General features: G+C 73.9%; 26 protein-coding genes. 12 read left to right on the top strand and 14 right to left on the bottom strand.

Features of this window, described 5'->3' with window-relative positions; all coding sequences use genetic code 11:
* Positions 1–202: 202 nt before the first annotated feature.
* The 3 genes from Dvina_RS35905 to Dvina_RS35915 form a co-directional block, all read right to left on the bottom strand.
* Positions 203–820, bottom strand: a complete 618-nt coding sequence (locus Dvina_RS35905) for an L-threonylcarbamoyladenylate synthase (RefSeq protein WP_223093729.1) — start codon at positions 818–820, stop codon at positions 203–205.
* A gap of 29 nt (positions 821–849) precedes the next feature.
* Complete coding sequence (locus Dvina_RS35910; RefSeq protein ID WP_223093731.1) at positions 850–1,668, bottom strand: hypothetical protein; 819 nt, start codon at positions 1,666–1,668, stop codon at positions 850–852.
* Between the two features lie 163 nt (positions 1,669–1,831).
* Complete coding sequence (locus tag Dvina_RS35915; RefSeq protein WP_223093733.1) at positions 1,832–2,692, bottom strand: NAD(P)H-binding protein; 861 nt, start codon at positions 2,690–2,692, stop codon at positions 1,832–1,834.
* Positions 2,693–2,789: 97 nt separating this feature from the next.
* On the opposite strand from Dvina_RS35915, the gene Dvina_RS35920 reads away from it, so the two are divergent.
* Positions 2,790–3,329, top strand: coding sequence for a TetR/AcrR family transcriptional regulator (locus Dvina_RS35920; protein ID WP_223093736.1), 540 nt, complete (start codon positions 2,790–2,792; stop codon positions 3,327–3,329).
* On the top strand, positions 3,326–4,474 hold the full coding sequence (locus Dvina_RS35925) for an aminotransferase-like domain-containing protein (RefSeq protein WP_223093738.1): 1,149 nt from the start codon (positions 3,326–3,328) through the stop codon (positions 4,472–4,474). The genes Dvina_RS35920 and Dvina_RS35925 overlap by 4 nt, the downstream gene beginning before the upstream one ends.
* Here the strand turns inward: Dvina_RS35925 and Dvina_RS35930 are convergent.
* Positions 4,455–4,874 carry a DUF350 domain-containing protein gene (locus tag Dvina_RS35930; protein ID WP_223105898.1) on the bottom strand — a complete coding sequence of 140 codons (420 nt, stop codon included), beginning with the start codon at positions 4,872–4,874 and terminating at the stop codon, positions 4,455–4,457. The two genes, Dvina_RS35925 and Dvina_RS35930, sit on opposite strands and share 20 nt — an antisense overlap.
* A gap of 204 nt (positions 4,875–5,078) precedes the next feature.
* Between Dvina_RS35930 and Dvina_RS35935 the strand changes: the two genes are divergently transcribed.
* The gene (locus tag Dvina_RS35935) at positions 5,079–5,414 is read left to right on the top strand and encodes a YciI family protein (RefSeq protein ID WP_223093740.1); all 336 of its coding nucleotides are present in this window, start codon (positions 5,079–5,081) and stop codon (positions 5,412–5,414) included.
* Positions 5,411–6,661: an RNA polymerase sigma factor gene (locus Dvina_RS35940; RefSeq protein WP_246655545.1), complete on the top strand. Its 1,251-nt coding sequence runs from the start codon at positions 5,411–5,413 to the stop codon at positions 6,659–6,661. Before Dvina_RS35935 ends, Dvina_RS35940 begins: the two co-directional genes overlap by 4 nt.
* Here Dvina_RS35940 and Dvina_RS35945 read toward each other — a convergent pair.
* Positions 6,655–7,521, bottom strand: a complete 867-nt coding sequence (locus Dvina_RS35945) for a LysR family transcriptional regulator (RefSeq protein WP_223093742.1) — start codon at positions 7,519–7,521, stop codon at positions 6,655–6,657. The genes Dvina_RS35940 and Dvina_RS35945 overlap by 7 nt on opposite strands.
* A 70-nt stretch (positions 7,522–7,591) precedes the next feature.
* Between Dvina_RS35945 and Dvina_RS35950 the strand changes: the two genes are divergently transcribed.
* Entirely contained in the window at positions 7,592–8,452 is an 861-nt protein-coding gene (locus Dvina_RS35950) for a dihydrodipicolinate synthase family protein (protein WP_223093744.1), read from the top strand.
* 11 nt (positions 8,453–8,463) lie between these two features.
* On the opposite strand, the gene Dvina_RS35955 is transcribed toward Dvina_RS35950, so the two are convergent.
* Positions 8,464–8,874 (bottom strand): PLD nuclease N-terminal domain-containing protein, encoded by a 411-nt coding sequence (locus Dvina_RS35955; RefSeq protein WP_223093746.1) that lies wholly within the window; start codon positions 8,872–8,874, stop codon positions 8,464–8,466.
* 95 nt (positions 8,875–8,969) lie between these two features.
* Entirely contained in the window at positions 8,970–9,383 is a 414-nt protein-coding gene (locus Dvina_RS35960) for a hypothetical protein (RefSeq protein ID WP_223093748.1), read from the bottom strand.
* An 84-nt stretch (positions 9,384–9,467) separates the two neighbouring features.
* On the opposite strand from Dvina_RS35960, the gene Dvina_RS35965 reads away from it, so the two are divergent.
* The gene (locus Dvina_RS35965) at positions 9,468–10,073 is read left to right on the top strand and encodes an MBL fold metallo-hydrolase (RefSeq protein ID WP_223093750.1); all 606 of its coding nucleotides are present in this window, start codon (positions 9,468–9,470) and stop codon (positions 10,071–10,073) included.
* A 23-nt stretch (positions 10,074–10,096) separates the two neighbouring features.
* Here the strand turns inward: Dvina_RS35965 and Dvina_RS35970 are convergent, their stop codons facing one another.
* Positions 10,097–10,540 (bottom strand): MarR family winged helix-turn-helix transcriptional regulator, encoded by a 444-nt coding sequence (locus Dvina_RS35970; RefSeq protein ID WP_246655546.1) that lies wholly within the window; start codon positions 10,538–10,540, stop codon positions 10,097–10,099.
* Between the two features lie 40 nt (positions 10,541–10,580).
* Here Dvina_RS35970 and Dvina_RS35975 point away from each other — a divergent pair, with 40 nt between their 5' ends.
* Positions 10,581–11,855, top strand: coding sequence for an FUSC family protein (locus tag Dvina_RS35975; protein ID WP_223093752.1), 1,275 nt, complete (start codon positions 10,581–10,583; stop codon positions 11,853–11,855).
* Here Dvina_RS35975 and Dvina_RS35980 read toward each other — a convergent pair.
* Positions 11,841–12,227: a DnaJ family domain-containing protein gene (locus tag Dvina_RS35980; RefSeq protein WP_223093754.1), complete on the bottom strand. Its 387-nt coding sequence runs from the start codon at positions 12,225–12,227 to the stop codon at positions 11,841–11,843. The genes Dvina_RS35975 and Dvina_RS35980 overlap by 15 nt on opposite strands.
* A gap of 35 nt (positions 12,228–12,262) precedes the next feature.
* Here Dvina_RS35980 and Dvina_RS35985 point away from each other — a divergent pair, with 35 nt between their 5' ends.
* Positions 12,263–12,841, top strand: a complete 579-nt coding sequence (locus Dvina_RS35985) for a DedA family protein (protein WP_223093756.1) — start codon at positions 12,263–12,265, stop codon at positions 12,839–12,841.
* Between the two features lie 181 nt (positions 12,842–13,022).
* Positions 13,023–13,613, top strand: a complete 591-nt coding sequence (locus tag Dvina_RS35990) for a chaplin family protein (protein ID WP_223093758.1) — start codon at positions 13,023–13,025, stop codon at positions 13,611–13,613.
* A gap of 115 nt (positions 13,614–13,728) precedes the next feature.
* Here Dvina_RS35990 and Dvina_RS35995 read toward each other — a convergent pair whose 3' ends face one another.
* Together Dvina_RS35995 and Dvina_RS36000 are read right to left on the bottom strand one after the other, a co-directional pair.
* The gene (locus tag Dvina_RS35995) at positions 13,729–14,556 is read right to left on the bottom strand and encodes a PhzF family phenazine biosynthesis protein (RefSeq protein ID WP_223093760.1); all 828 of its coding nucleotides are present in this window, start codon (positions 14,554–14,556) and stop codon (positions 13,729–13,731) included.
* Between the two features lie 79 nt (positions 14,557–14,635).
* Positions 14,636–15,061: a hypothetical protein gene (locus tag Dvina_RS36000; RefSeq protein WP_223093762.1), complete on the bottom strand. Its 426-nt coding sequence runs from the start codon at positions 15,059–15,061 to the stop codon at positions 14,636–14,638.
* 236 nt (positions 15,062–15,297) lie between these two features.
* Here Dvina_RS36000 and Dvina_RS36005 point away from each other — a divergent pair, with 236 nt between their 5' ends.
* On the top strand, positions 15,298–16,203 hold the full coding sequence (locus Dvina_RS36005) for a phosphotransferase family protein (protein WP_223093764.1): 906 nt from the start codon (positions 15,298–15,300) through the stop codon (positions 16,201–16,203).
* On the opposite strand, the gene Dvina_RS36010 is transcribed toward Dvina_RS36005, so the two are convergent.
* Together Dvina_RS36010 and Dvina_RS36015 are read right to left on the bottom strand one after the other, a co-directional pair.
* The gene (locus Dvina_RS36010) at positions 16,190–17,416 is read right to left on the bottom strand and encodes a DUF1501 domain-containing protein (protein WP_223093766.1); all 1,227 of its coding nucleotides are present in this window, start codon (positions 17,414–17,416) and stop codon (positions 16,190–16,192) included. The two genes, Dvina_RS36005 and Dvina_RS36010, sit on opposite strands and share 14 nt — an antisense overlap.
* Before the next feature lie 10 nt (positions 17,417–17,426).
* Positions 17,427–18,854, bottom strand: coding sequence for a DUF1800 domain-containing protein (locus Dvina_RS36015; RefSeq protein WP_246655547.1), 1,428 nt, complete (start codon positions 18,852–18,854; stop codon positions 17,427–17,429).
* 159 nt (positions 18,855–19,013) lie between these two features.
* On the opposite strand from Dvina_RS36015, the gene Dvina_RS36020 reads away from it, so the two are divergent.
* Positions 19,014–20,255, top strand: coding sequence for a 6-phospho-beta-glucosidase (locus Dvina_RS36020; RefSeq protein WP_223093770.1), 1,242 nt, complete (start codon positions 19,014–19,016; stop codon positions 20,253–20,255).
* On the top strand, positions 20,252–21,229 hold the full coding sequence (locus Dvina_RS36025; RefSeq protein ID WP_223093772.1) for an N-acetylglucosamine kinase: 978 nt from the start codon (positions 20,252–20,254) through the stop codon (positions 21,227–21,229). The genes Dvina_RS36020 and Dvina_RS36025 overlap by 4 nt, the downstream gene beginning before the upstream one ends.
* 11 nt (positions 21,230–21,240) lie before the next feature.
* Here Dvina_RS36025 and Dvina_RS36030 read toward each other — a convergent pair whose 3' ends face one another.
* Complete coding sequence (locus tag Dvina_RS36030) at positions 21,241–23,433, bottom strand: MMPL family transporter (RefSeq protein ID WP_223093774.1); 2,193 nt, start codon at positions 23,431–23,433, stop codon at positions 21,241–21,243.
* Positions 23,434–23,439 lie beyond the last annotated feature (6 nt).

Genomic DNA, 23,439 nt, shown 5'->3' on the forward strand with positions numbered 1-23,439 from the left:
AAAAGGGAATGGATTTCGACCGGCCGCGCGAATTCGTTCGGGCGCCGCCGAGCCGCAACGAGAACAAGTATGCCGAAGCAGCCCAACCGTTCGGGCAGTAAACACGAAACGGGTGGCTATTTTTCGGGTGACGGCTAGCCGCTCATTTGCACACGTGCCGGGTTTCCGGCATCTTGCAACTGTCGGGTTCTTTACTGCCCGGTCATTCGAAGCGGGCCGGGTCGCCCGCGCCGACCCGCAGGATCTGCGGCTCGTCCTCGGAGAGGTCCACGACAGTGGTGGGCTCGGTGCCGCACTCGCCGTCGACGACCGCGTCGAGCTGGTGGTCGAGGCGGTCCTTGATCTCCCAGCCCTGGGTCATCGGCTCGTCCTCGCCGGGCAGCAGCAGGGTCGAGGAGACGAGCGGCTCGCCGAGCTCGGCCAGCAGCGCCTGGGTGACCGTGTGGTCGGGGATGCGCACGCCGACGGTGCGCTTCTTCGGGTGCAGCAGCCGCCGCGGCACCTCCGGGCTGGCCGGCAGGATGAACGTGTAGCTGCCCGGGGTGACCGCCTTGACCAGCCGGAACACCGAGTTGGAGATCTGCACGAACTGCCCGAGCTGGGCGAAGTCGCGGCACATGAGCGTGAAGTGGTGCCGGTCGTCGAGCCGGCGGACCTCGCGGATGCGGGCCAGGCCGGGGTGGCTGCCGAGCTGGCACCCGAGGGCGTAGCAGGAGTCGGTCGGGTACGCGATCAGGCCGTCCTCGCGCAGCACCGCCACGATCTGCTGCAGCAGCCGCGGCTGCGGGTTGTCCGGGTGCACGTCGAAGTACCTCGCCACACCATCAGCCTACGGCCGGGCCTGCGCGTTCAGAACGGCAGGACGTCCTCGCGCGCCGGTGGGCTCAGGCGGCGCCACACCACCAGGACGAACCCGGCCAGCAGCGCCAGCATCACGATGCGCAGCGAGGTGAACATGATGGTGGTGTGGTTGACGGCGAGCGCGTCCTCGACGAACGCGAACCGCTCGGAGGGGCGGGTCTCGTCGCGCGCGGCCTCGGCGAAGAGATACACGACGAGCGGGATCAGGGCCAGCCGCCAGCCGATGTACGTCCAGTGGCGCAGCACGACCCGCCGGTCCCGGCCGAGCTTGTCGGCGACGCGCCCGACGGCCCCGAACCAGACGGCGAACATCAGCAGTGTCACCCACAGCGCGACGCTGACGGCCGAGCCGACCCGGTCGACCAGGGCGAACACCGCCTGCGCGCCGGTGGCCTGCAGGTAGTCCTCCTCGATGGCGTACTGCCGCAGGACGGCATCCTCGCGGCGCAGGACGAGCACGTCGACGACGAGCAGCACGATGTGCACGGCGGTGACCGTGAGCAGGATCCAGGTCAGGATGCGCAGCGCGGCCGGGGGCCGGTCGTCGATGACCTCGTCGTCCTCGTTCCCGTCCTCGTCGTCGTCCTCGCCGCCCCCCGGGCCGGTGCGGCGGGACTGCTCGGGGATCCTCGCCGTGAGGGCCTCCGGCGGCGGCAGCGGCACGGTGTCGGCCGTCGGGTCCGGGGCGGGTTCGAAGGCCGCGCCGCCGCCCACGAGGGCCGCGACGAAGTCGGCGGAGGGGACGCCGCCGTGCTGCAGGCAGAGGTATCGACCGTTGGTGTCGTGCCCGGGGGCACCGCACGTCACGCAAACCATCGACACAAGAACCGCAGCCTAGTCGGCAACAACCAACATCGCCTGCCCCGGTTCGGCCGAACCACCCGGCTGTTCGGCTCGGATCACCGCGGTGACCTCCGCATTCCACCCGCGGACCCACCCGGCGTGCCGGGCCGCTCACCCTGCGGGAGGTCTACCAGGCCCACGCCTCCACTGCGGCGACGACCGCCTCACGAGCGGTGACCGGGGGCCGGCCGAGGAGGGTCGCCAAATCGACAGTGGGGGTGTTCGCCCAGCCCGCGCGAATACTCGCATATAGGGCGAGGAGCTGGTCCGCGGCGGCCGGCGGGAAGCCCTTGGCGACCGCCCGGTCACGGAAGGCGGCCGCGGGCTCGGGCCGGTACTGGATGCCGGGACCGGCCAGCTGCGCCAGCTCGTCCCAGCCGATCGCGTCCGGCCCGGTGAGGTCGTAGGTCCGCCCGTCGTGCTCGCCGGCCTCGGCGGCCAGGACGTGGGCGGTCGCCTCGGCCTGGTCCCCGGCCGCCCCGACGGCGAGGCGGGCGTCCCCGGCCGGGGCGGTCAGCACGCCGTCGCGGCGGGCCGCGAGGACGTCGCGGGCCAGGGCGGCGGCCAGGCCGTAGCCGACCCGCACGATCGTCCAGGCCACCGGCAGGGCCCGGACGGCCCGCTCGGTCCCGGCGAAGTCGGCGGTGGACGCCAGCGTGCTGCGCTCGGTGTCGGTCCAGCCGGTGACCACCACCCGGCGGGCCCCGGCGGCGACGGCCGCGGCGATCGCGCCGCGCAGCTGCGGGCCGCGGACCTCGGGCGCGGCGCCGTAATAGGTGCCGTTGACCAGTACGGTATCGGCGCCGGCGAACGCCGCGGGCAGGGTGTCGGACCGGCCGAAGTCGGCCTGGCGCACCGCGACGCCGAGGCCGGCCGCCCGCTGCGGATCGCGCACGCTGACGGCGACGCGGGCCGCGGGCACGAGGTCGAGCAGCCGTTCGGTGACGAGGCGGCCGAACGGCCCGTTGGCTCCGGTCACGATAATCATGCGATCACGTCCTTCCGGGACGGTCCACAACCGGGGCAAGCGCCCCGCTTACGACAGTAGCGGGGCGCTAGCCCCGTTTCAAGGGGGTGGTCCCGCCGTGCCTCGAGCCGACGCCGTGCGCAACCGGCAGCGCATCCTGGCCGCGGCCCGGACCGCGTTCGCGGAGGACGGCCCGGGGGTGAGCCTCGACGACGTCGCCCGCCGGGCCGGGGTCGGGCCGGGCACCGTGCACCGGCACTTCCCCACCAAGGACGCCCTGTTCACGGCGGTGATCACCGACCGGCTCCAGGAGCTCGCCGGGCTCGCCGCCGACGGGGCCGGGGCCGCCGACGCGGGCGCCGCGTTCTTCGCGTTCCTCACCCGGATGGCCGGCGAGGCCGCGCAGAACCTGGCGCTCTCGGCCGCCATCACCGACCGGGCCGGGATCGGCGAGGCGATCCAGGCGGCCGGCCGGGACCTCGAGGCGGCCATCGCCGTCCTGCTCCACCGGGCCCAGGCGGCCGGGGCGGTCCGGGCCGACCTCGACCCGGCCGAGCTGCACGCGGTCATCGCCGGGGCGGTGGTGATGGAGCAGCGGCTGCCGGCCGCGTCCAAGGGCCGCGGCCTGCGCCTGATCGCCGACGGCCTGGCTCCGTGATCACGCAGTTCACCCCGCGGCCGGGCGTGCTCGACCTCGGGTGGGGCCATCCGCGGCCGGACCTGCTGCCGGTGGCCGGGTGGCGGCGCGCGACGGCGTCGGCGCTGGAGGAGTACACCTGGCAGGCACTGACCTATGGCGCCACGGCCGGACCGGCGCCGCTCGTCGAGTGGCTCGGCGCGCATCTCCCCGGGGCCGATGCGGGCTCGTTCGGGCCCGGGGAGTGCTTCGTGACCGCCGGCGCCTCGCAGGCCCTCGCGCTCGCCGGTGCCGTGCTCGTCCGGCCGGGCGACGTGGTGCTGGCCGCGGCGCCGACCTACCACCTCGCGTTCACGCCGATCCGCGACCTCGGCGCCACGCTGCTGCCCGCGCCGGGCGACGGCGACGGCCCCGACCCGGACGCCACGGCCGCGCTGGTGGACCGGCTGCGCCGGGAGGGCCGGCGGGTGACGGCGCTGTACCTCGTGCCGACGTTCGCCAACCCGTCCGGGACCAGCCTGCCCCCGGACCGGCGGGCCGCGCTGATCCGGTTCGCCCAGCGCAGCGGCGTCACGATCATCGAGGACGACACGTACCGCGAGATGGCCTACGACGGTCCGGCCCCGCCGTCGCTGTGGAGCCGCAGCGGCGGCGACGGCGTGGTGCGGCTGGGCTCGTTCGCGAAGACCGTGGCGCCCGGCCTGCGCCTCGGCTGGATCAACGCCGGGGCCGGGACCGTACGCTCGATCGCGGCCCTGGGCCACGTCCACAGCGGCGGCGGCGTCAACCACACCAACGCCCTGGCCATGGCCGCGTTCGGGCGGTCCGGGGACTACGACCGGCACCTGGCGCGCGTCCGCGACGCCTACCGCGAGCAGCGCGACGCGCTCGCCCGGCACCTGCGGGCGGCCGCGCCGGAGCTCGCGTTCACCCTCCCGGCCGGCGGCTGGTTCCTCTGGGTCCACCTCCCGCCGGGCCTGACCGCCGAGGCACTGCAGTCACGGGCCGAGCACCACGGCGTCGGGTTCGCCCCGGGCCCGCTGTTCTACTGCGACGGGGCGGGCGGCTCGCAGTACATCCGCCTGGCGTTCTCGATGCTCCCGCCGGACGACCTGGCCACGGCCGCGCACCGCCTGGCCGCCGCCGTCACAGCGCGACAGCGATGACCGCCCCGACCGCCAGGTGCACGACCGCGGTGACCCAGACGGCCGGCTGCGGCTCCGGGCGCACCAGCAGCTCCCCCAGCCGCCCCGGCGTGCACAGGTCGGTGACGACGAACGCGGCGGTCATGACGAGCAGCCCCAGCAGCCCGTACCCGACCATCGCGGCCAGCCCCGGCCCGAACTCCCCGTGCGCCCCGCGCACCGCCGCGACGGCGATCGTCGCGACAGCGGCGAGCGTGGACCCGAGCACCACCGCCGCGTTGGCGTTGCGCTCGGCCCACACGAGGTGGCGCAGCGACCCCGGCGTGGCCACGTCGACGAGCATCGCGCCGATGCCCATGAGCACGATGGCGATCACCGCGAACCCCAGCGTCACGGCGAGCCCGGTCAGCAGCTCCATCAGCGCTCCACTCGGGTTGTCCTGGCCCGACAAGGTACCAACCGCGGGCACGCCCTTCGTGTCGTCGGCGATGTCGCCCGCCGCGACCACCAGGTGTTCGCCGACCCGGTCCGCAGCGGCAGAATTTTCCCTGCGGAAGCTGTCCGGTTCGGCGGTCCCCGTTCGTCACCAGGGCGTGACGTCACCGAAGCGAGAGGAAACACCCTGATGCAGTACATGATGTTCGTCTGCAGCGACGCCGAGCCCGACACCGACACCGCGCCCGAGCCCGACATCCACGCGTGGGTCGCCGAGAACGACGCCAAGGGCCGCCGGGTCCTCGGCAGCGTCCTGGCCCCGCCCGCGTCGGCGACGACGGTGCGCGTGCGCAACGGTGAGCTGCTGGTGACGGACGGGCCGTTCGCGGAGACGAAGGAGGTCATCTTCGGCTTCGACATCCTCGACTGCGCCGACCTCGACGAGGCCCTCGCCGTGGCCCGGGCGCACCCGATGGCCCGCGGCGGGCGCATCGAGCTGCGACCGCTCGTCGACCTGCCGGAGTGACACCGGACAGCGCGGACCCGGCCGGGCCGCTGCCCCGTCCCGGCCGGACCGAGGCCGCCGTCGCGGGGGCGGCCTCGGCCTACCCGCGCATCGTCGGGGCGCTCATCCGGCTGACCGGGGACTGGGACCTGGCCGAGGACTGCGCGCAGGAGGCGCTGGCCGCCGCGCTGCAGCGGTGGCCGTCGTCGGGCGTGCCGGACAACCCGGCCGCCTGGCTCATGACCACCGCCAAGCACCGCGCGATCGACGTCCTGCGCCGGGCCAGTGTCGAGCAGCAGAAGCTGCGGGATCTGGGGGTACTCGCAGTCGCCGCCGACCCCGAGGAGTCCTACGGCTTCGACGACGACCGGCTCCGGCTGATCTTCACCTGCTGCCACCCCGCGCTGCCCCTCGAGGCGCGGGTGGCGCTGACCCTGCGGACGATCTGCAACGTGCGCACGGCCGACCTCGCCCGCGCCTTCATGGTCACCGAGGCCACGATGACCCGCCGGCTGACCCGGGCGAAGACGAAGATCGCCCAGGCCGGCATCCCGTATCGCGTGCCCCAGGGCGCCGACCTGACCGAGCGCCTGCCCGGCGTCCTGGGCGTGCTCTACGTCCTGTTCACCAACGGCTACAACGCCGACGGCACGCCCGCCTTCGCCGACGAGGCCATCCACCTCACCCGGATGCTGCGCAACCTGCTGGCCAACCTCTCCCCCGCTCCGGACCTGGCCGAGGTCACCGGCCTGCTGGCGCTGTTCCTGTTCCAGCACTCGCGCCGCCGCGCCCGCGCGTCCGCCGACGGCCGGCTGCTGAGCCTGGACCGGCAGGACCGGGCACTGTGGGACTGGGACGCGATAGGCGAGGGCCGGGCCCTGCTCGACGGCGCGGGCCACGGCCCGTACTCGCTGCAGGCCCGCATCGCCGCCTTCCACGCGACGACCGGCGACACCGACTGGGCCGGGGTGGCCGCCTGCTACGACGCGCTGTGGGCGCGGCAGCCGACGCCGGTGATCGCGCTCAACCGGGCCTTCGCGCACGGGTACGCGTACGGCCCGGCGGTCGGCCTGGAGCTGCTGGCCGCGGCCCGGGCGGGCGGGGCCCTCGACGGGTGGCCGCACGCGGTGGCGGCCGAGGCGGACCTGACGTCCCGGCTGGGCGACCGCGCGCGGGCGGCCGGGCTGTTCCGCGAGGCCGCCGCCCTGGCCCACGGCGACGCCGAGCGCGCCGCACTCCTGGAGCGCGCGGCGGCCGAGGATCAGTGATCGGTGCGGGCGCCCATCGCCTCGGCGAACGCCGCCACGGCGGGGTGCTGGGCCGCGCCCGCGCGGAAGGCGAGGCGGGTCCGGCGCCGGGTCTCCAGCGGGGTCAGCACGACGCCGGCCGGGACACCGGTGGCCGCGAGCTCCGGGACGAGCGCGACGCCCTGCCCGGCGGCCACGAACGTCAGGACCGTCACGAAGTCGTCGGCGTGGTGGCGCACCCGCGGGATGAACCCGGCGGCCTCGCAGGCCCGGACGGTCATCGTGTGGCACAGCGTCCCCGGGCTGGCCAGGATCCAGGGCTCGTCGCGGCAGCCGGGCAGGTCCCGGGCCTCGGCCGCCGCCACGTAGATCGTCTCGTCGAGCAGGGCCACGGTGCGCAGGGCCGGGTCGGGCTCGATGGGCACGAGGTCGTAGTCGTGGACCAGTGCCACGTCAAGGGTGCCGTCCCGGAGCAGGTGCGGTACGACCGCCGGGTCGAACTCGTGCACGGAGAGCTCGAGGCGCGGATGGGCCTCGCCGAGCGCGACGAGGGCGGGTGGCAGCAGGGTGCGCATCGCGGTCGGGAACGCGCCGATGCGCAGCGGCCCGCACAGCCCGTCCCGGCCGGCCGCGAGCGCGGCGGCGGCCCGTTCCAGTGCGGCCAGGACCTCCTCGGCGTGCTGGACGAGGGTCCGTCCGGCCGGCGTCAGCGCCACCCGCCGCCCGGTCCGCTCCAGCAGGGGTACGCCCGCCTCCCGCTCCAGCACCGCGAGCTGCTGGGACACCGCCGACGGCGTGTAGGTGTGGGCCGCGGCGACGGCGGCGATGGTCCCGTGCTGGGCGAGGTCCCGCAGCAACCGCAGCCGGCGCACGTCGAGCATCACCTGACCTTACGCTCAACCGCAGAATCGTGAACTGGTTCTGGCGCTTCTGCTCGCCGATCCTTGACGCATGCACCTGTCCGGCATCTTCATCCCGCTGATCACGCCGTTCACCGCCGACGGCGCGGTGGACCACAAGGCCCTCTACGACCTGGCCACCGACACCACCGCGCACGGCGCCGCCGGCCTGGTGGTGCTGGGCACGACAGGCGAGCCGGCGACCCTGACCCCGGCCGAGCGCACCGCCGTCCTGGAGACGGCCTCGTCGACCGGCGCCCCGTTACTCGTCGGCGTGGGCGGCAGCGCCACCGCGGCCACTGTCGCCGAGGTCGCCGCCCTCCCGCCGGACGTGACGCCGATGGTCGTCGTGCCGCCCTACACGCGCCCGGGCGAGGCCGGCGTGCTGGCCCACTTCCGCGCGGTGGCCGCGGCCGCGAACGCCCCGATCGTGATCTACCACGTCCCGTACCGCACCGGCCAACCCCTGCCGGCCGACGCGATCCTGGAGCTGGCGGCCATGGCGAACGTGGCCGGCCTGAAGCTCTCCGACGGCCCGATCACCCCGGCCACTGTCCGCCTCCTGGCCGCGGCCCCGCCGCACTTCGCCGTCCTGGGCGGCGACGACGCGCTGATCTCGCCGCTGCTGGCGCTGGGCGCGCACGGCGGCATCCTGGCCTCGGCCCACGTGGCGACGGCGCAGTTCGTGGCCCTGCACGACGCCTGGCGGTTCGGCGACGTCGACACGGCCCGCCCGCTGGGCCACCGCCTGGCCGCCCTGTCGGAGGCGCTCTTCGCCGAGCCGAACCCGGCCGTCGTCAAGGCCGTCCTGCACGCCCAGGGCCGGATCTCCAGCCCCGCGGTCCGGCTCCCGCTCCTGCCGGCCACCGCCGCCGCGCGCGGGCGCGCCCTGGAGCTGCTGGCGCGGCTCTGACCCGCGGCGGGTCAGGCGTCGGGCTTCTCCTCGCGCCGGCGGAGCTCCTCCTCGCGGCGGCGCAGGTCGGCCTCCCACTTGGAGAACATCTCCTCGTCGGCCCGGCGGGTCTTGGCCAGGCTGCGCAGGAACTCGGGGTCGTCGTCCGGGGCCGCGGCGCGGGCGGCGCGGGGGCGCTGGTCCTCGGGGAAGCCGCTGCCGGGGCGCCACTGGGAGCCGGCGCCGGCCCGGGCGGGCTGCTGGGGGCGGCCGGCGACGAACCAGGCGATCCAGCCGACCGGCGAGAACAGCAGGATGATGAAGACCCAGGCGACCTTCGGCAGGTTGCGGATCGCGAACTCGTCGGTGGACAGGCAGTCGATGACCGCCCAGACGAGCATGACGAGGTCGATCAGGAAGAGGAGTCCATAGAGGCGAACCACGCCGGACATCGTGCCGGAACCCGGGTCCGCTGTCCGTCCCGTGACCGAGTTGTAATGGTTCTGGAGCAGACCGATCGACTCCGGCTGAGCACCCGTCAACCGGTGAGGATCACCCGCAGATGGCCGAGGTCCAGCTCGCCGCGGCGCAGCCGGGTGAGGTCGCTCCACTGGGCGTCGACGCAGACCAGCAGCGCGCGGCCGGCGGACTCGGGGCGGCGGGGCTTCCCGGCGGACTCGGCGGCCGGCGCACCCTCGGCGCACAGGGCGATGCGCCCGGCGCCGAGCCGGGAGCGCACGTCGGACCAGCGGGCCGCCGGGAAGCGCAGCGTGTCGAGCGCCAGGACCAGATCGCACGGCAGGCCGCGCTCGTCGCGCAGCGGGAAGGCGACGAGCGTGCGGTCGGCCAGCAGCCCGGCCAGGGCCAGCATGCGCAGGGCGGCGCGGCGGGTGACCCGCAGTTCGCCGCTCGACGTGAGGACGCCCGGCAGGGGGCGGGCCGGGCGCAGCACGCGATACGTGTACGGGCCGGCCTGGACGTCGTCGCGGCGGGCCGGTCGGGTGCGTACGCGGGGTACGACATAGGCTTTCGAACCATGGTGCGCATCGAACGGCTGGTCACGGCGGGCACGTTCTCGCTCGACGGTGAGACCTTTGACGTCGACAACAACGTCTGGATCGTCGGCGACGACACGGAGGCGATCGTCGTCGACGCCGCCCACGACGCCGCGGCGATCGTCGACGCGCTCGGTGGTCGCCGCCTGGTCGCGATCGTGTGCACCCATGGTCACGACGACCACATCGATGCCGCGCCCGAGGTGGCGCTGCGCACCGGCGCGCCGATCCTGCTGCACCCCGACGACCTGCCGCTGTGGCACATGAAGCACCCCGCTCTCGAGCCGAACACGCACCTTGCCGACGGGCAGACTATCGATGTCGCCGGTGCCGCGCTGACCGTCCTGCACACGCCCGGGCACAGCCCCGGCGCGGTCTGCCTGCACCTGCCGGAGCAGGGCGTGCTGTTCTCCGGTGACACGCTGTTCGAGGGCGGGCCGGGCGCGACCGGCCGGTCCTTCTCCGACAAGCCGACGATCCTGCGCTCCATCACCGAGCGGCTCATGGCGCTGCCGCCGGAGACTGTGGTGCACACCGGCCACGGGCCGGACACCACCATCGGCGCCGAGCGCGACAACGTCAAGTAGCCCGGGCAGGCCGGGCCGCCGCCCTACTCCGCGTCCGCGAGCCGCTCCAGGATCGCGGCCGCGCGCAGCAGCGCGTCGCGCTCCCCCGGCGTCAGGCCGTGCATCACCGAGGCCAGCCACTCGTCGCGCTCCCGCATGTCCTCGCGCAGGGCAGCCCGGCCGGGGTCGGTGATCGCGAAGACCCGCCGGCGCTTGTCGGCGACGTGCTCCAGGCGCTCGATGTGCCCGTCGGCCTCGAGCTCGGCCAGGACCCGGGTGACCGACTGCGGCTGCAGCCGGTCGGCCGCGGCCAGGGCGCCGGCGGCCAGGGGACCCTTGCGGGCCAGGTGCCCCAGCAGGCTGATCTTGGTCAGGCTGAGCCCGTCGGCGGCGCGCTGCAGCTGCAGGCGGCGGGACAGGCGCTGGGTCGCCCGCCGCACCGCGCGCGCCGCGCTGAGATCGGGGTCGGCATCCATGGTTGCGCTCACGCTACCGTGCTGGGATATTCAGCTAGTGCGTAATACGCAGATGCGTAACATCACGGCGGCCGCCACCGGCTTCGCGCCGGTCCTCGCCACCGTCGCCACCCTCATCGCGCTGACCCGCGCGGCCCACCTCGGCATCGGGATCGTCGTGCTCGGCGCCGCCGTGAGCCTGATGGCGACCCGGTCCACCCAGCGGCACAGCCCGTGGCGGCTGCTGCTGGTGCCCGTCGGCGCCGTCGTCATCGCCACGTTCGCCGTGCTCTTCCACGAGGGCCACGCCTACGGCGACGCGTTCTTCGTCGTCACCGTGGCCGCCGCCACGGCCGCCCGCGCCTTCGGGCCCGCCGCCGGCCGGCTCGGCCGCGCCCTGGTCCTGCCGCTCATCGGCATGCTTATCGCGCCGGTGAACCCCGGCGGCCATCCGCTGCGCACGCTCGCCTGGGCCACGCTCGCGGTCTTCATCGCCGAGTGCTTCGTGCTGCTCAAGCAGCGTCTGTGGAGTACGCCCGAGGATGAGGCGGAGCCGCCGAGCACCTCGGCGGCCCGGATCCACGTGTGGCGGGGCGTGCAGTCCGCGCTCGCCCTCACGATGGCGTTCACGATCGGCCAGACGGTGTTCGGGGACCACTGGGCCTGGACGGTGATCAGCGCCTACACGGTCGGGGCGGCCGCCCGGTCCCGCGGTGACGCGCTGCTCAAGGGGGTGCACCGCACGCTCGGGGCGCTCGGCGGCACCGCCGTCGCCACGGTCCTGGCCTACACCGTCGGCGGTCACCAGACCGTCGCCGTGACGCTGCTCATCACCATCCTGGCGGTCGGCTACTACCTGCGCCAGTTCGCCTACGCCTGGTGGGCCGCGTGCATGACGGCCGCCCTCGCCCTGCTCTACCCGCTCGTCGGCTTCGCGAGCGCCGGCACGCTGACCCTGCTCGGCACCCGCCTCCTGGCCGTGGTCATCGGGGCGCTGTGCGCCGTCCTGCCGGCGACGCTCATCGCGCCGATCCGCACCGGCGCCGTGCTGCGCAAGCGGACCGCGGAGTGCCTGCGCAGCATCCGCGACGGCGAGTATGCGCCGGCCCTGCGCCGGCTCGCCGCGCTGCGCGAGGCGGCGGCCCCGCTGTACGCCGTGCGCCGGGTGCACGCCCGGCGGGAGCTGCAGTGGGTCGACGCGCTCACCGCGCTGGAGCCCCACCTGCGCACACTCGTCGACGACGCCGACGACCCGGCCGCGCTCAAGCAGGTCCGGCGCACGCTCGGTCCGGTCGCCGACGATCTGCGGGCCGCGGCCGGGCGCCCGTCACGCCTACAGGCCGCGTAGCTCCCGCCACCGCGCGACGAGCGCGTCGGCGTCGAGCGGGCGCAGGACGGTGGGCGGGCCCTCCATCAGCGAGCGCTTCGCCCTGTCGATGCGCACGTTGAGCTCGGCGACGGCCCGGCGCAGCGAGTCCTCGGTCCGGAACTTCGCCAGCCCCTCCGGGAGGTCCTCGACCTCGCGGCGCAGGCGGAGGGTGGGCGGGATGCCGCCGGGCAGGCCCTCACGGCGGGCCAGGTCCCGGACCCACCAGTCCTCGTCGTAGAGCTCGCCGCGGTCGGGCAGCGGGCGGCCGGCGCCCGGCAGGTCGTCGAAGTCGCCGCGCTCCTGCGCCTCGCGGATCTGCCGGTCGATATGGGATTCATACCAGCTCGTCATCACCGTCAACGGTACCCGTGGCAAGATGCCTTCCGGTGGAGCAGTTCGAGCGGTACGGATACCCGGCGCTGGCCCTCCTCGTGCTCCTCGAAGGGCTCGGCATCCCGACCCCGGCCGTGACAGCGGTCGTCGCCGCCTCCGCCCTCGCGGCCCACGGGCAGTTGTCGCTGCCCGCGGTCGTCGCGGTCACGCTGGCCGCCGCGGTGCTCGGCGACAACCTGGGCTACCTGCTCGGGAGGCGGGCCGGGCGGCCGGCGGTGCTGCGCTTCGGGCGGCGCATCGGGCTGACCGAGGCGCGCCTCGAGCGGGCCGAGCGGTTCATGGCCACCCGTGGCCGGAACATCATCGTGGCCGCCCGGTTCGTCGACGGGCTGCGCCAGACCAACGGCATCATCGCGGGAGCCACCGCGCTGCCCTGGCGGCAGTACGCGCCCCGGGACGCGGCCGGCGGCGTGCTGTGGACGGCCCTGTGGGTGACGATCGGCGCCGTCGCCGGGAACAACATCGACAACCTTCGCCGGTACCAGCTGTGGGTGCTCGGCGCGGCGGCCGTGCTCGGGCTCGGGCTGCTGGTCCGCCACCTCGTGCGCCGCCGGCGGCACACAGCCGGGTAACCGGCATAACCCGGACCGGGCGGACGGCCGGTCCGGCGCGCCGAGCCGACTACTTTATGTCACCGCACGGGTGCATTGCGTGACGTTATTTCGTGAAATATCGGTCTGGGGCTCGCATTTCGGGTTAGGTGGGAATCGCGACGGACGTTCACCGTCGATCACTCGTCGAAAGGTCGTCATCATGAAACGCTGGCTCATCCGGTCGGTGCAGGTCGCAGCGCTGGCTATGGGTGGCCTCGCGCTCACCGGGACCGCCGCCCACGCGGACAACTGGAGTGGCCCGAACGCCGGTTTCTTCAACGGGAACCAGAGCTCCACCACCATCCAGACGCCCGTGAACATCTGCGGCAACTCGCTGGCCATCATCGGCTTCGCGAGCGCCAACTGTGACGGCGGCGCGGTGGCCTACAACGGCGACGGCGGCGCGTACAGCAGCGCCGGCTACAACGGCGGCAACGGTTACCGCAACGGCAACGGCGGCGGCGCCAACGTGAACTCGGTCTCGAACCACCACAAGAAGAAGAAGCACCACCGCCACAACAACAACGGCAACGCCAACGCGATGTCGTACGACGACCGCAACGACTACCGCGGCCGGAGCAACGGCGGCGGCGGCAACGGGGGTGCGCTCGCGTACAACGACAACGGCAACTGGAGCACCGGCTACAACGCCGGCTTCGGCAACGGCAACCAGTCGTCGTTCACGTACCAGGCGCCGACCAACGTGTCGTGCAACTCGGTTGCGCTGATCGGCTTCGCCTCCAGCTGCTGACCCATCCAGCGTGGGGACACCGCCTGTCCCGCACACGTTCGTAGAGCGTTGACCGATGTCCGCGGGGAAGTCAGCCCTTGCCCGCGGTACACCATCGGTCAACGCTCTGCGGCGTTCAGGCGGGAATCTCGACGGCCCGGCCGGTGACCCGCACGCCCGCGCCCGGGTCGGCGTCCAGCGACACCCGCAGCAGGCTCGGGCGGCCCAGGTCGTGGCCCTGGTGGATGGTCAGCTCGGCCGGCACCGGGACCAGGCCGAGCTCGCGCAGGTAGCCGCCGAACGCCGCGGCCGCCGCCCCCGTGGCCGGGTCCTCGTAGACGCCGCCGGGCGGGAACGGGTTGCGGGCGTGGAACACCAGCGCCGACTCCCGCCACACCAGATCGACTGTCGTCCAGCCGTGGGCGGCCATCAGCGCGCCCAGCGCATCGACGTCGTAGTCGAGGCGGGCCAGCCGCGCGCGGTCGCGCAGCGCGACGATCGGGTGCCAGGCACCGGCGAACGCGGCCCGCACGGGCAGTTGCGGGTCCAGGTCCTCGCGGGTGTACCGCAGCGCCGTCAGCAGCTGCGCCAGCACCGCGTCGTCGACGGGGGCGGTCGCGGGGGCCACGGTGCGCAGGGTCGCCGAGCCGTCGGCGGTGTCGACGGCGATCTCCCCGACCGGCGCGGCCAGCCGGATCGGCCCCGGCCCCGACCGCTCGGCGTAGGCGACAGCGGTGGCGATCGTCGCGTGGCCGCAGAACGGCACCTCGGCCAGCGGGCTGAAGTAGCGCACGGCCGCGGCCCGGTCGCCGGTCGGCGTCAGGAAGGCCGTCTCGGAGTATCCGACCTCGGCCGCCATCCGCTGCATGTCCGCCGCGGCGAGGCCGGTGGCGTCGAGCACCACCCCGGCCGGGTTGCCGCCGGCGGGGTCGTCGGTGAACGCGGCGTACCGCAAAATGTCCATGCCCCCGACGCTAGGGCGCCGGGGGCACGTGCGAGGCGGCCAATCGGCCGCCGGTGGCTCGATCGAGCCGTGACGCCGCTTACTTGTCGGCGACGCCCAGCTGGGCCTCGCCGCCGTCCGTGTGCAGCTGCGTGCCCTCGGCGAACGCGCCGTCGAAGCGCTGCTGCAGGGCGTCGAGCTCACCGAACTCGGCCTGGTGCGACGACTCGCTGCCCTCGGCCGCGAAGACGTGGTCGTCGACCGACGCGTCGTGGCTGTAGTTGGTGAAGTCGTCCGACTCGTAGTGCACGGCCGCCGGCTGGTCGTACTCGACGTGGTGACCCTGCGAGAAGTCCGTGGACTCCTGCGCGTGGTGGTCGTTCTCGTAGACGCCGAACTGCGACTGCGCGTCCGCTTCCGAGCCATGGGCCTGGTGCAGCTGGTCGAGGGCGTCGTGCTCCTGACCCGCCTCGTAGTGGCCGTAGTCGACGTCGTGGCCAGTGTCGCCGGCGTCGAAGTCGCTCATGGAGTGTCTCCCTCGTTGCTGTCAGACTGCGATGCGACCGACGTTACGGACTGTGTGGCGTTCCGGAATCCCCCGAACGTGCCACGCGTCACATCCTGTCAGCCCACGGGCGGGCGACATCCGGGCTCACGTGCCCGTATTCATGCATGACTGTCTCCAACCGGGCGTCACCGGGTGAACACAACGTGACGAAATTCCGTGTACGGGCCCGGTGACCGTTTGCGATCATCGGCGGCATGGTGCAGGCATCGGGGGTACGCATCGGCTGGCCGCAGCTGCCGGACCGGGTGCGGGCGGCGGTGGAGAGCGTGCTGGGCGCGCCGGTGACGGGTGCGGTGTCGCAGCCGGGCGGGTTCTCGCCCGGAACGGCCGACCGGGTCGTGGCCGCGAACGGCCGCCGGGCCTTCGTGAAGGCGGTCGGGCTGGACCTCAACCCGGACAGCCCGGCCCTGCACCGCGCCGAGGCCGGGGTGGTCGGCGCCCTGCCGGCCGGGCTGCCGACGCCGCCGCTGCTGGGCGTGTACGACGACGGCGACTGGGTCGCGCTGGTGTACGAGGACGTCGACGGGCGGCATCCGCACACGCCGTGGCGCGACGACGAGGTCGCGGCCGTCCTGGAGGCGCTGCGCAGGCTCGCGGTGCCGGTGTCGGGGCTGCCGTCGCTGCTGACCGAGACCGCCGGGGACTACGCCGGCTGGCGCAACCTCGCCGCCGACCCGCCCGCGACCCTCGACCCGTGGGCCGCGGCCCGGCTGGACCGGCTGATGGAGCTGGCGGCGCGGGGCCACGCGGCGATGGCGGGCGACCGGCTCGTGCACGGCGATGTGCGCGCCGACAACCTGCTCGTGCGGCCCGACGGTTCGGTGGTCGTCGTCGACTGGCCCTGGGGCTGCACGGGACCGGCCTGGTTCGACACGCTGACGCTCGTGCTCAACGTCCGGCTCTACGGCGGGCGCGTCGACGACGCCGTCATCGACGCGGACCCCGGCGACATCGACGGGTGCATCGCGGGGCTGGCCGGCATGTTCGCCGACCGGGCCCGCCGCCCCGCCCCGCCCGGCCTGCCGACGGTGCGCCAGTTTCAGCAGGACCAGGCCGACGTGCTGCTGGCGTGGCTGCGGGAGCGGCTCAGCGCGAGCTGACCACGTTCAGGGGCGCCGCGGTGGCCGCGTTCGGGAACACGTCGGCCAGGGAGCCCAGGCCGCAGCGGCGCTGGAGGATCTCGCCGATGACGGTGCGGTAGTCGGTGGTCGCGGTCAGGTCGCCGGCGCTCAGCGCGGCCGGGGCGAGGGTCGGCCACGCGCCGTGCACCCGGCCGCCGCGGACCCCGCCGCCCAGCAGCAGCATCGCGTTGCCGCTGCCATGGTCGACGCCGCGCGAGCCGTTCTCGGCGACGCGGCGGCCGAACTCGGAGAGCGTGACGAGCGTGACCCGGCCGAACGCGGGGCCGAGGTCGGCCGCGAACGCCTCCAGCGCCAGGGCGAGCTCGGTCAGGTGGTCGTACATCCGCTGCCCCTTGACCGCACCGCCCAGGGCCTCGTGCATGTCCCAGTCGCCGAAGTCGACGGTCGCCGCCATGAGCCCGACGTTGCTCTTGACGAGGCGGGCCACGTCCTTGAGGGCGCTGCCGAGCGCGGTCGCCGGGTAGGTCGCGGCGGGCGTGTAGGCCGGCAGCGCGCCGACCGTCCCGAGGCTCTGGCCGACGGCCCGCGCGGGCGCCGCGACGAGGTCCGGGGCGCCGTCGAAGAGCTTGGCCAGGGTACCCATCATCGGCGTCTTCGGGTCTTCGCCGTTCATCTTGAACCCGTCGACGGTCAGCATGCTCACCGTCGGGGTCGGCCCGGCCAGCAGCCGCGCGGGCGCGCTGGTGCCCATGGCGACGCCGGCCATCGGGAACGACGCGCCGGCGACGCCGAGCATCCGGTCGAGCCAGCCGGTGCGCACGGAGGTGCCGGCGGCGGCCCGCTCCATGTCCTCCATGGCCTGGAAGTGCGAGCGGGACGGGTTCGGCTGCCCGACGGCGTGCACGGCGCCGAACGTGCCGGCCGCCCACCGGGCCTGCAGCGGGGCGAACGCCGGGTGCAGGCCGAACATGCCGTCGCCGGCGATGACCGAGGCCTTCGGCACCGCGATCGTCGGCCGGGCCGCGTAGTAGTCGCTGTCGCCGATGGGGACGATCGCGGAGAGGCCGTCGAAGCCGCCGCGCAGCGACAGCACCACGAGGGTGTCACCGGTGTACGGGGTGCCCGCGAACGCCAGCCGGGTCGACAGGCCCTCGCCGATGAGCCCGGTGAGTGCGGCCCCGGCCCCGATCGTCAGCACCCCGCGGCGGGAGACGCAGCAGTCGGCAATCATGTGGAGCTCCCTACCGGTAGAGGAAGTACGGCGAGTCGAGGATCAGGGCGATCAGGTGCGGCAGCCGTCCGGCGGCGGCCGGGTCGGTCGCCTTGAGCGGGGTGGTCGCGGTCTTGCCGAGGAAGCCGAGCAGCGCCGCGCTGTGCGGCGCGGCGAGGGCCCTGCCGACGAGCCGGGTGGCGAGGGCGTCGACGAACTCGCCGTGGGTCGCGGGGAGCTTCGGCACCAGGTACGCGAGCATCGACGCGGGCCGCACGAGCTGCTTCGGATACCAGCCGGCCGCGATGTTGAGGTGCGCGTTCCAGCGGATCAGCAGCCCGGAGGGGGCGGCCCAGGCGGCGGCGACGTCCGGATACCCGTTCGGCGGGGCCCAGCGCAGCGGCGCGTGGCCCATGTCGTACAGGTAGTAGTACAGGCCGCGGACGCTGTCCAGGTCGGCGCTGGGGCCGATGCCGAGGGCGCGCACGGTCGCGGCGACGTCCTCCAGGGGTGTGCGCACCTTCGCGCCGACGGCCGCCGCGAACTCCGGCGAGGTGAACAGCGCGCGCAGGACAGGAACGATCGCCGTGCGGTTGTCGAGGTACACCTTCGCGAGCTTGGCGACGAGCGTCGCGGGCGGCTCGTCGGCGACGAAGCGGACGCACAGCTTGCGGGCCAGGCGCTCGGCTGTCGCGGGGTGCATGGCCAGCATGTCCGCGTAGGCCAGGGCGGCCGTCTCGCCGCCGCCCGCCGTCGCGTTGTCGTGGCGCCAGCCCAGGATCGTCACCGGGCCCGTCGCGTGCTGGTTGGCGTCGAACCTGTACAGGCCGGTGGCGTGCTCGACGGTGAGCCCGGTCAGCAGCCGGGCCGCGTCCTTCACGTCGGCCTCGGAGTACACCAGGCCGACGGTGTGCAGCTCAAGCAGCTCCCGGGCGTAGTTCTCGTTCGGCTTCGCCTTCGTCGAGGAGCGGTTGTCCAGGTACGACAGCATCGCGGGGGCCGTCATCGACGCCTTGAGCAGGTCGGCGAACCGGCCGAGCGCGTGCTTGCGGATGAGCGCGTCGTAGGCGGCCCGGCTGTCCCAGACCTCGCTGGACGGGCAGGTGACGTTCAGGTGGTTCGACCAGAAGTCGACCATGAGCTCGAACAGCTGCCGCCTGCTCCACGCGGCCCGGGCGACGGCGGCGGTGCCGAGCTGCGCCATGACATCCCACGCGCCGGACTTGAGGGTGCCGGCCGTGACCATCGCCCGCACGCCCGCGATGTCCTTGCCGATGAGGGTGTACTTCGACAGCGCGGCCGTGCACGCGGCGTCGTCGATCGCGGCCGGGTTGAGCTGCCGCTCGAGCCACGCCGGTGCGCCGAGCTTGCGCAGTTCGGCCTCGGACTCGACGGTCGGGCCGAAGCTGGCTCGGCGCAGCAGGTGCAGTACCGGGTCGGCGGGGGTGAAGGCGGTCACGCCGTACTGCTTCGGCACCGGCCCGCACGGCCTTGAACGTTGGCCCGGGCGCACTCCTGGTTGGCAACCCACTTCTTCCATGGAGGATTGACGCAGTATTGTTCCGACTGTCAATTAGGCTTCCTAATAGATTTCCCGAGTGGCGGAGGGCATTGCCGGATGAAGATCGCGGTCGTGGGTGGCGGTTCGACGTACACCCCGGAGCTCATCGACGGCTTCGCCCGATTGGCCCCGTTCGTCAGTGAGATCGTCCTGCTGGACCCGGCCGCGGACCGGCTGTCCACGGTCGGCGCCTTCGCGCAGCGGATCCTGCGGGCCCACGGCTCCCGCACGACCCTGCGCTGGACCGCCGACGTCGACGACGCCCTGGCCGGCGCGGCCACCGTCGTCATCCAGCTGCGCGTGGGCGGGCAGCAGGCCCGCATCAGCGACGAGACGTTCCCGCTCGCGTGCGACTGCGTCGGGCAGGAGACGACAGGCGCCGGCGGGTTCGCGAAGGCACTGCGCACCGTCCCCGTGGTCCTGGACATCGCCCGCCGGGCCGACCCGGGCGCCTGGATCGTCAACTTCACCAACCCGGTCGGCATCGTCACCCGGGCCCTGCTCGACGACGGCCACCGCGCGGCCGGGCTGTGCAACGTGGCGATCGGCTTCCAGCGCCGGTGGGCCGCGCAGCTGGGTGTCGACCCCGCCGCGCTGACGCTCGACCACGTCGGGCTCAACCACCTCACGTGGGAGCGGGCCGCGTACGTCGACGGCGTGGACCGCCTGCCGGCGCTGCTGGAGTCCGCACTCGACGAGATCGCCGGCAACGTGCAGATCCCGGCGGCGCTCGTGCGCTCGCTCGGCAGCGTCCCGTCGTACTACCTGCGGTACTTCTACTGCCACGACGAGGTCGTCGCCGAGGAGCGCGGCCGGCCGACCCGGGGCCAGCGGGTCGCCGAGATCGAGCAGGAACTGCTGCGGCTGTACCGCGACCCGGCGCTCGACACCAAGCCCGAGCTGCTGGGCCAGCGCGGCGGCGCCTTCTACTCGGAGGCGGCGGTGGGCCTTATCGCGTCGCTGCAGCACGACGACGGCGGCGTGCACGCGGTGAACGTGCGCAACCGCGGCTTCCTGCCGTTCCTGGCCGACGACGCCGTCATCGAGACCACCTGCACCGTCGGCGCGCGCGGCGCCGAGCCCGTCGCCGCCGCCCCGCTGCGCCCCGAGCAGGCCGGCCTCGTCGCCGGGGTCTCGGCCTACGAGGAGCTGGCGGTGGAGGCGGCGGTCAAGGGCGGCCGCGACCGCGTGTACCGGGCGCTGCTCGCCCACCCGCTCGTCGCCCGCCACGCCAAGGCCGAGCGCCTCACCGACGACCTCCTCGCGGCCAACCGCGACCACCTGGCCTGGCTGCGGTGACCGCCCGGCTCTACGCCGCGGCCGACGGCGGCAACTCCAAGACCGACGTCGTCATCGGCGACTCCGACGGGCGGGTCCTGGCCCGGGTCACCGGCCCGACGATCTCCCCGCACAACCTGCCGTTCGACGCCGCCCTGGCCCGGCTCGCGGCCCTCGTCACCCAGGCCCGGCACGCGGCGTCCCTGCCGCCGTCGATCGAGCTGTCGCAGCTGTCGGTCTACACCGCCGGCGCCGACCTGCCGGTCGAGGTCGACCGGCTCAACACCGGCGTCGCCGCCCTGGGCCTGGCCGCCGCGACGAGCGTCGACAACGACCTCTTCGCGCTGCTGCGGGCCGGCTCGGCCAGTCCCGACGCGGTAGGCGTGGTCTGCGGGGCCGGCATCAACGCCGCGGGCCGCCGCGCCGACGGGGCCACGTCGCGGTTCCCGGCCCTGGGCCAGCTGTCCGGCGACTGGGGCGGCGGCCAGCACCTGGCCGCGCTGGCCCTGTATCACGCCGTGCGGGCCGAGGACGGCCGCGGCCCGGCCACCGCCCTGGAGCCCGCGGTCCGGGAGCACTTCGCCCGCCCCACCGTGGAGGCGGTCACCATCGCGTTCCACCTGGGCGAGCTGCCGCCGGACCGGATGGACGAGCTCTGCGAGGTCATGTTCACGGTGGCCGCGGCCGGCGACGATCTGGCGACCCGGGTGGTGCGCCGCCTGACGGACGAGATCGAGGCCCTGATCCGCGTCTCGGCGGCGCGGCTGGATCTGCTGGGGTCGCGGTACACCATCGTGCTCGGGGGTGGCGTCCTCACGGCCCGCCACCCGCAGCTGCACGACGACCTCCTGGCCCGGCTGGCCCGGCTGTCGCCGCGAGCCACCGTGAGCGTCCTGGCCGCGCCGCCGGTCGTCGGCGCGGCCCTGCTGGCGCTGGACACCCTGCACGGCGGTCTGTGCCCGCCGGGCATCGAGGAGGCCGTCCGCGCCGCCTGAACCCCTTGGGTTCAGGAGACGGCGACCGTGCTCGCCTCCTGCTGCTCGGGCTCGGCCGCGAGGTGCTTGCGGAGCTTCTCGCCCTCGATGTCGACGTTCGGCAGGATCCGGTTGAGCCAGCCCGGCAGCCACCAGGCGGCCCGGCCCAGCAGCGACACGACCGCCGGGACGATCGTCAGCCGGACGATGAACGCGTCGATCGCCACGCCGATGGCCAGCGCGAAGCCCATCGACTTGATGATCGGGTCCTCGATCAGGATGAAGCCGGCGAACACCGACGTCATGATGATCGCGGCGGCCGTCACGACCCGGGCGCCGTGGCCCATGCCGCTGATCGTGGCCTCCCGGGGTGTGCCGCCGTGCACGTAGTCCTCGCGCATCCGCGACACCAGGAACACCTCGTAGTCCATGGCCAGGCCGAACAGGATGCCGATGAGCAGGATCGGCAGGAAGCTCACCAGCGGCCCCGGCGTGTCCAGGCCGACCAGCCCGGCGCCGTGGCCGTCCTGGAAGACCAGCACCGTGAGGCCGAACGTGGCGCCGACGGTGAGCAGGAACCCGGCCGCGGCCTTGATCGGCACGAGGATCGAGCGGAACACCAGCATCAGCAGCAGCACCGACAGGCCGACGACCAGCAGCAGGTACACCGGCATCGCGTCGGACAGCTTCTCCGACACGTCGATGCCGACGGCCGTCTGCCCGGTGAGCGCGAAGTCGGCGCCGCCGATCGTCTTGAGCTTGGCCCGGACCGCGTGGACGAGGTCCTCGGTGGCCGCGTCGGTCGGGCCGGTCTTCGGGATCAGCGGGACGAGCGCGGTCTTGCCGTCGCGGCTGAAGTTCGGCGCGGCCGCGGCGAGGAGGTTCTCGGTGCCGGTGAGGCCCTGGATCGCCTCGCCGGCCTTCGCCTTCGTCGTGTCGGCCGAGTCGCTCGACACGACGACGAGCAGGCGGCCGTTGAACCCGGGGCCGAAGGACTGCTCGATGAGGTCGGCCGCCTTGCGGGCCGGGGTGTCCTCGGCGCCGGCGCTGGCCCCGGGCAGGGCGATGCGCATGTGCGCGGCCGGGATCGCCAGGGCGGCCAGCCCGAGCACGCCGACGAGGATCACGGGCACCCGGAACCGGACCATCCAGCGGGCCCACTTCGTTCCGAAGCTCTCGGTGTGGTGGGTGGTGCCGCCGTCGGCGACGGCCTTGCGCTGGCGGCGGGACAGGATCCTCGTCCCGGCGAACGCCAGCAGGGCCGGCTGCAGGGTGATGGCGACGAGCACGGCGACGGCGACGGTACCCGCGGCCGCCAGACCCATCACGGTGAGGAACGGGATGTTCACGACGGCCAGGCCCGCGAGCGCGATGACGACAGTCGCCCCGGCGAAGACGACCGCCGAGCCCGCGGTGCCGACGGCGCGACCGGCCGCCTCCTGCGGTTCGAGGCCCTCGACGAGGTTCTGCCGGTGCCGCGAGGAGATGAACAGCGAGTAGTCGATGCCGACGGCGAGGCCCAGCATCAGCGCGAGGACCGGAGCGGTGCTCGTCAGGTGCACGGCCCCGGACAGCGCGAACAGCCCGGCCATGCCGGCGCCGACGCCGAGCAGCGCGTTGAGCATCGTCATGCCGGCCGCGACGAGCGACCCGAACGTCACCAGCAGCACGACAAGCGCGATGACGACGCCGATGCCCTCCTTGCCGCCGACCTCGGGCTCCTTGTTCATGACCTCGCCGCCGTGCTCGACCCGCAGCCCCGCTTTCACGGCCGCCTGGCCGGACTGCTGGAACGCGGCCCGGGCGTCCTTCGACACCTTGTCGGCCCGGTCCTTGTACTGCACGTTGATCAGCGCGGTGCGCTGGTCCATCGAGATGGCCTTTGTCGAGTACGGGTCGAGCGCCCCGACCACACCCGGCAGCTTGTTCGCCTCCTGCACCAGGCCCATCACCAGCGGCTGGTTCGTCTGGTCGGCGACGCTCTGCCCCGCGGGCACCTGGATCACGATGGTGCCGGTGGCCCCGCTGGCCTCCGGGAACTGCTGCTTCAGCGCGTCGATCGCGCGCTGCGACTCGGTGCCGGGCATGGTGAAGTCGCTCGACGTGGGGCCCTTGAACGCGAGGGCCGCGCCGCCGAGCGCGCCGAGCACTACGACCCACAGGATGAGCACCAGCCAGCGGTGCCGGAACGAGGCCCGGCCGAGCCGGTAGAGCACAGTTGCCATGACTTC

Origin of the sequence: Dactylosporangium vinaceum (assembly GCF_019904175.1) — a bacterium.
In the GTDB taxonomy this organism is placed as follows: Bacteria; Actinomycetota; Actinomycetes; order Mycobacteriales; family Micromonosporaceae; genus Dactylosporangium; species Dactylosporangium vinaceum.

What these genes read in the sequence shown, in the direction of transcription:
- Dvina_RS35915 (WP_223093733.1), bottom strand. Translation starts at nt 2,692, where the DNA reads ATGATTATCGTGACCGGAGCCAACGGGCCGTTCGGCCGCCTCGTCACC.
- Dvina_RS35945 (WP_223093742.1), bottom strand. Translation starts at nt 7,521, where the DNA reads ATGCTCGACGTGCGCCGGCTGCGGTTGCTGCGGGACCTCGCCCAGCAC.
- Dvina_RS35965 (WP_223093750.1), top strand. Translation starts at nt 9,468, where the DNA reads ATGGTGCGCATCGAACGGCTGGTCACGGCGGGCACGTTCTCGCTCGAC.
- Dvina_RS35995 (WP_223093760.1), bottom strand. Translation starts at nt 14,556, where the DNA reads ATGGACATTTTGCGGTACGCCGCGTTCACCGACGACCCCGCCGGCGGC.
- Dvina_RS35935 (WP_223093740.1), top strand. Translation starts at nt 5,079, where the DNA reads ATGCAGTACATGATGTTCGTCTGCAGCGACGCCGAGCCCGACACCGAC.
- Dvina_RS35980 (WP_223093754.1), bottom strand. Translation starts at nt 12,227, where the DNA reads ATGACGAGCTGGTATGAATCCCATATCGACCGGCAGATCCGCGAGGCG.
- Dvina_RS36020 (WP_223093770.1), top strand. Translation starts at nt 19,014, where the DNA reads ATGAAGATCGCGGTCGTGGGTGGCGGTTCGACGTACACCCCGGAGCTC.
- Dvina_RS36000 (WP_223093762.1), bottom strand. Translation starts at nt 15,061, where the DNA reads ATGAGCGACTTCGACGCCGGCGACACTGGCCACGACGTCGACTACGGC.
- Dvina_RS36010 (WP_223093766.1), bottom strand. Translation starts at nt 17,416, where the DNA reads ATGATTGCCGACTGCTGCGTCTCCCGCCGCGGGGTGCTGACGATCGGG.
- Dvina_RS35975 (WP_223093752.1), top strand. Translation starts at nt 10,581, where the DNA reads ATGCGTAACATCACGGCGGCCGCCACCGGCTTCGCGCCGGTCCTCGCC.
- Dvina_RS35950 (WP_223093744.1), top strand. Translation starts at nt 7,592, where the DNA reads ATGCACCTGTCCGGCATCTTCATCCCGCTGATCACGCCGTTCACCGCC.
- Dvina_RS36030 (WP_223093774.1), bottom strand. Translation starts at nt 23,433, where the DNA reads ATGGCAACTGTGCTCTACCGGCTCGGCCGGGCCTCGTTCCGGCACCGC.
- Dvina_RS36005 (WP_223093764.1), top strand. Translation starts at nt 15,298, where the DNA reads ATGGTGCAGGCATCGGGGGTACGCATCGGCTGGCCGCAGCTGCCGGAC.
- Dvina_RS35990 (WP_223093758.1), top strand. Translation starts at nt 13,023, where the DNA reads ATGAAACGCTGGCTCATCCGGTCGGTGCAGGTCGCAGCGCTGGCTATG.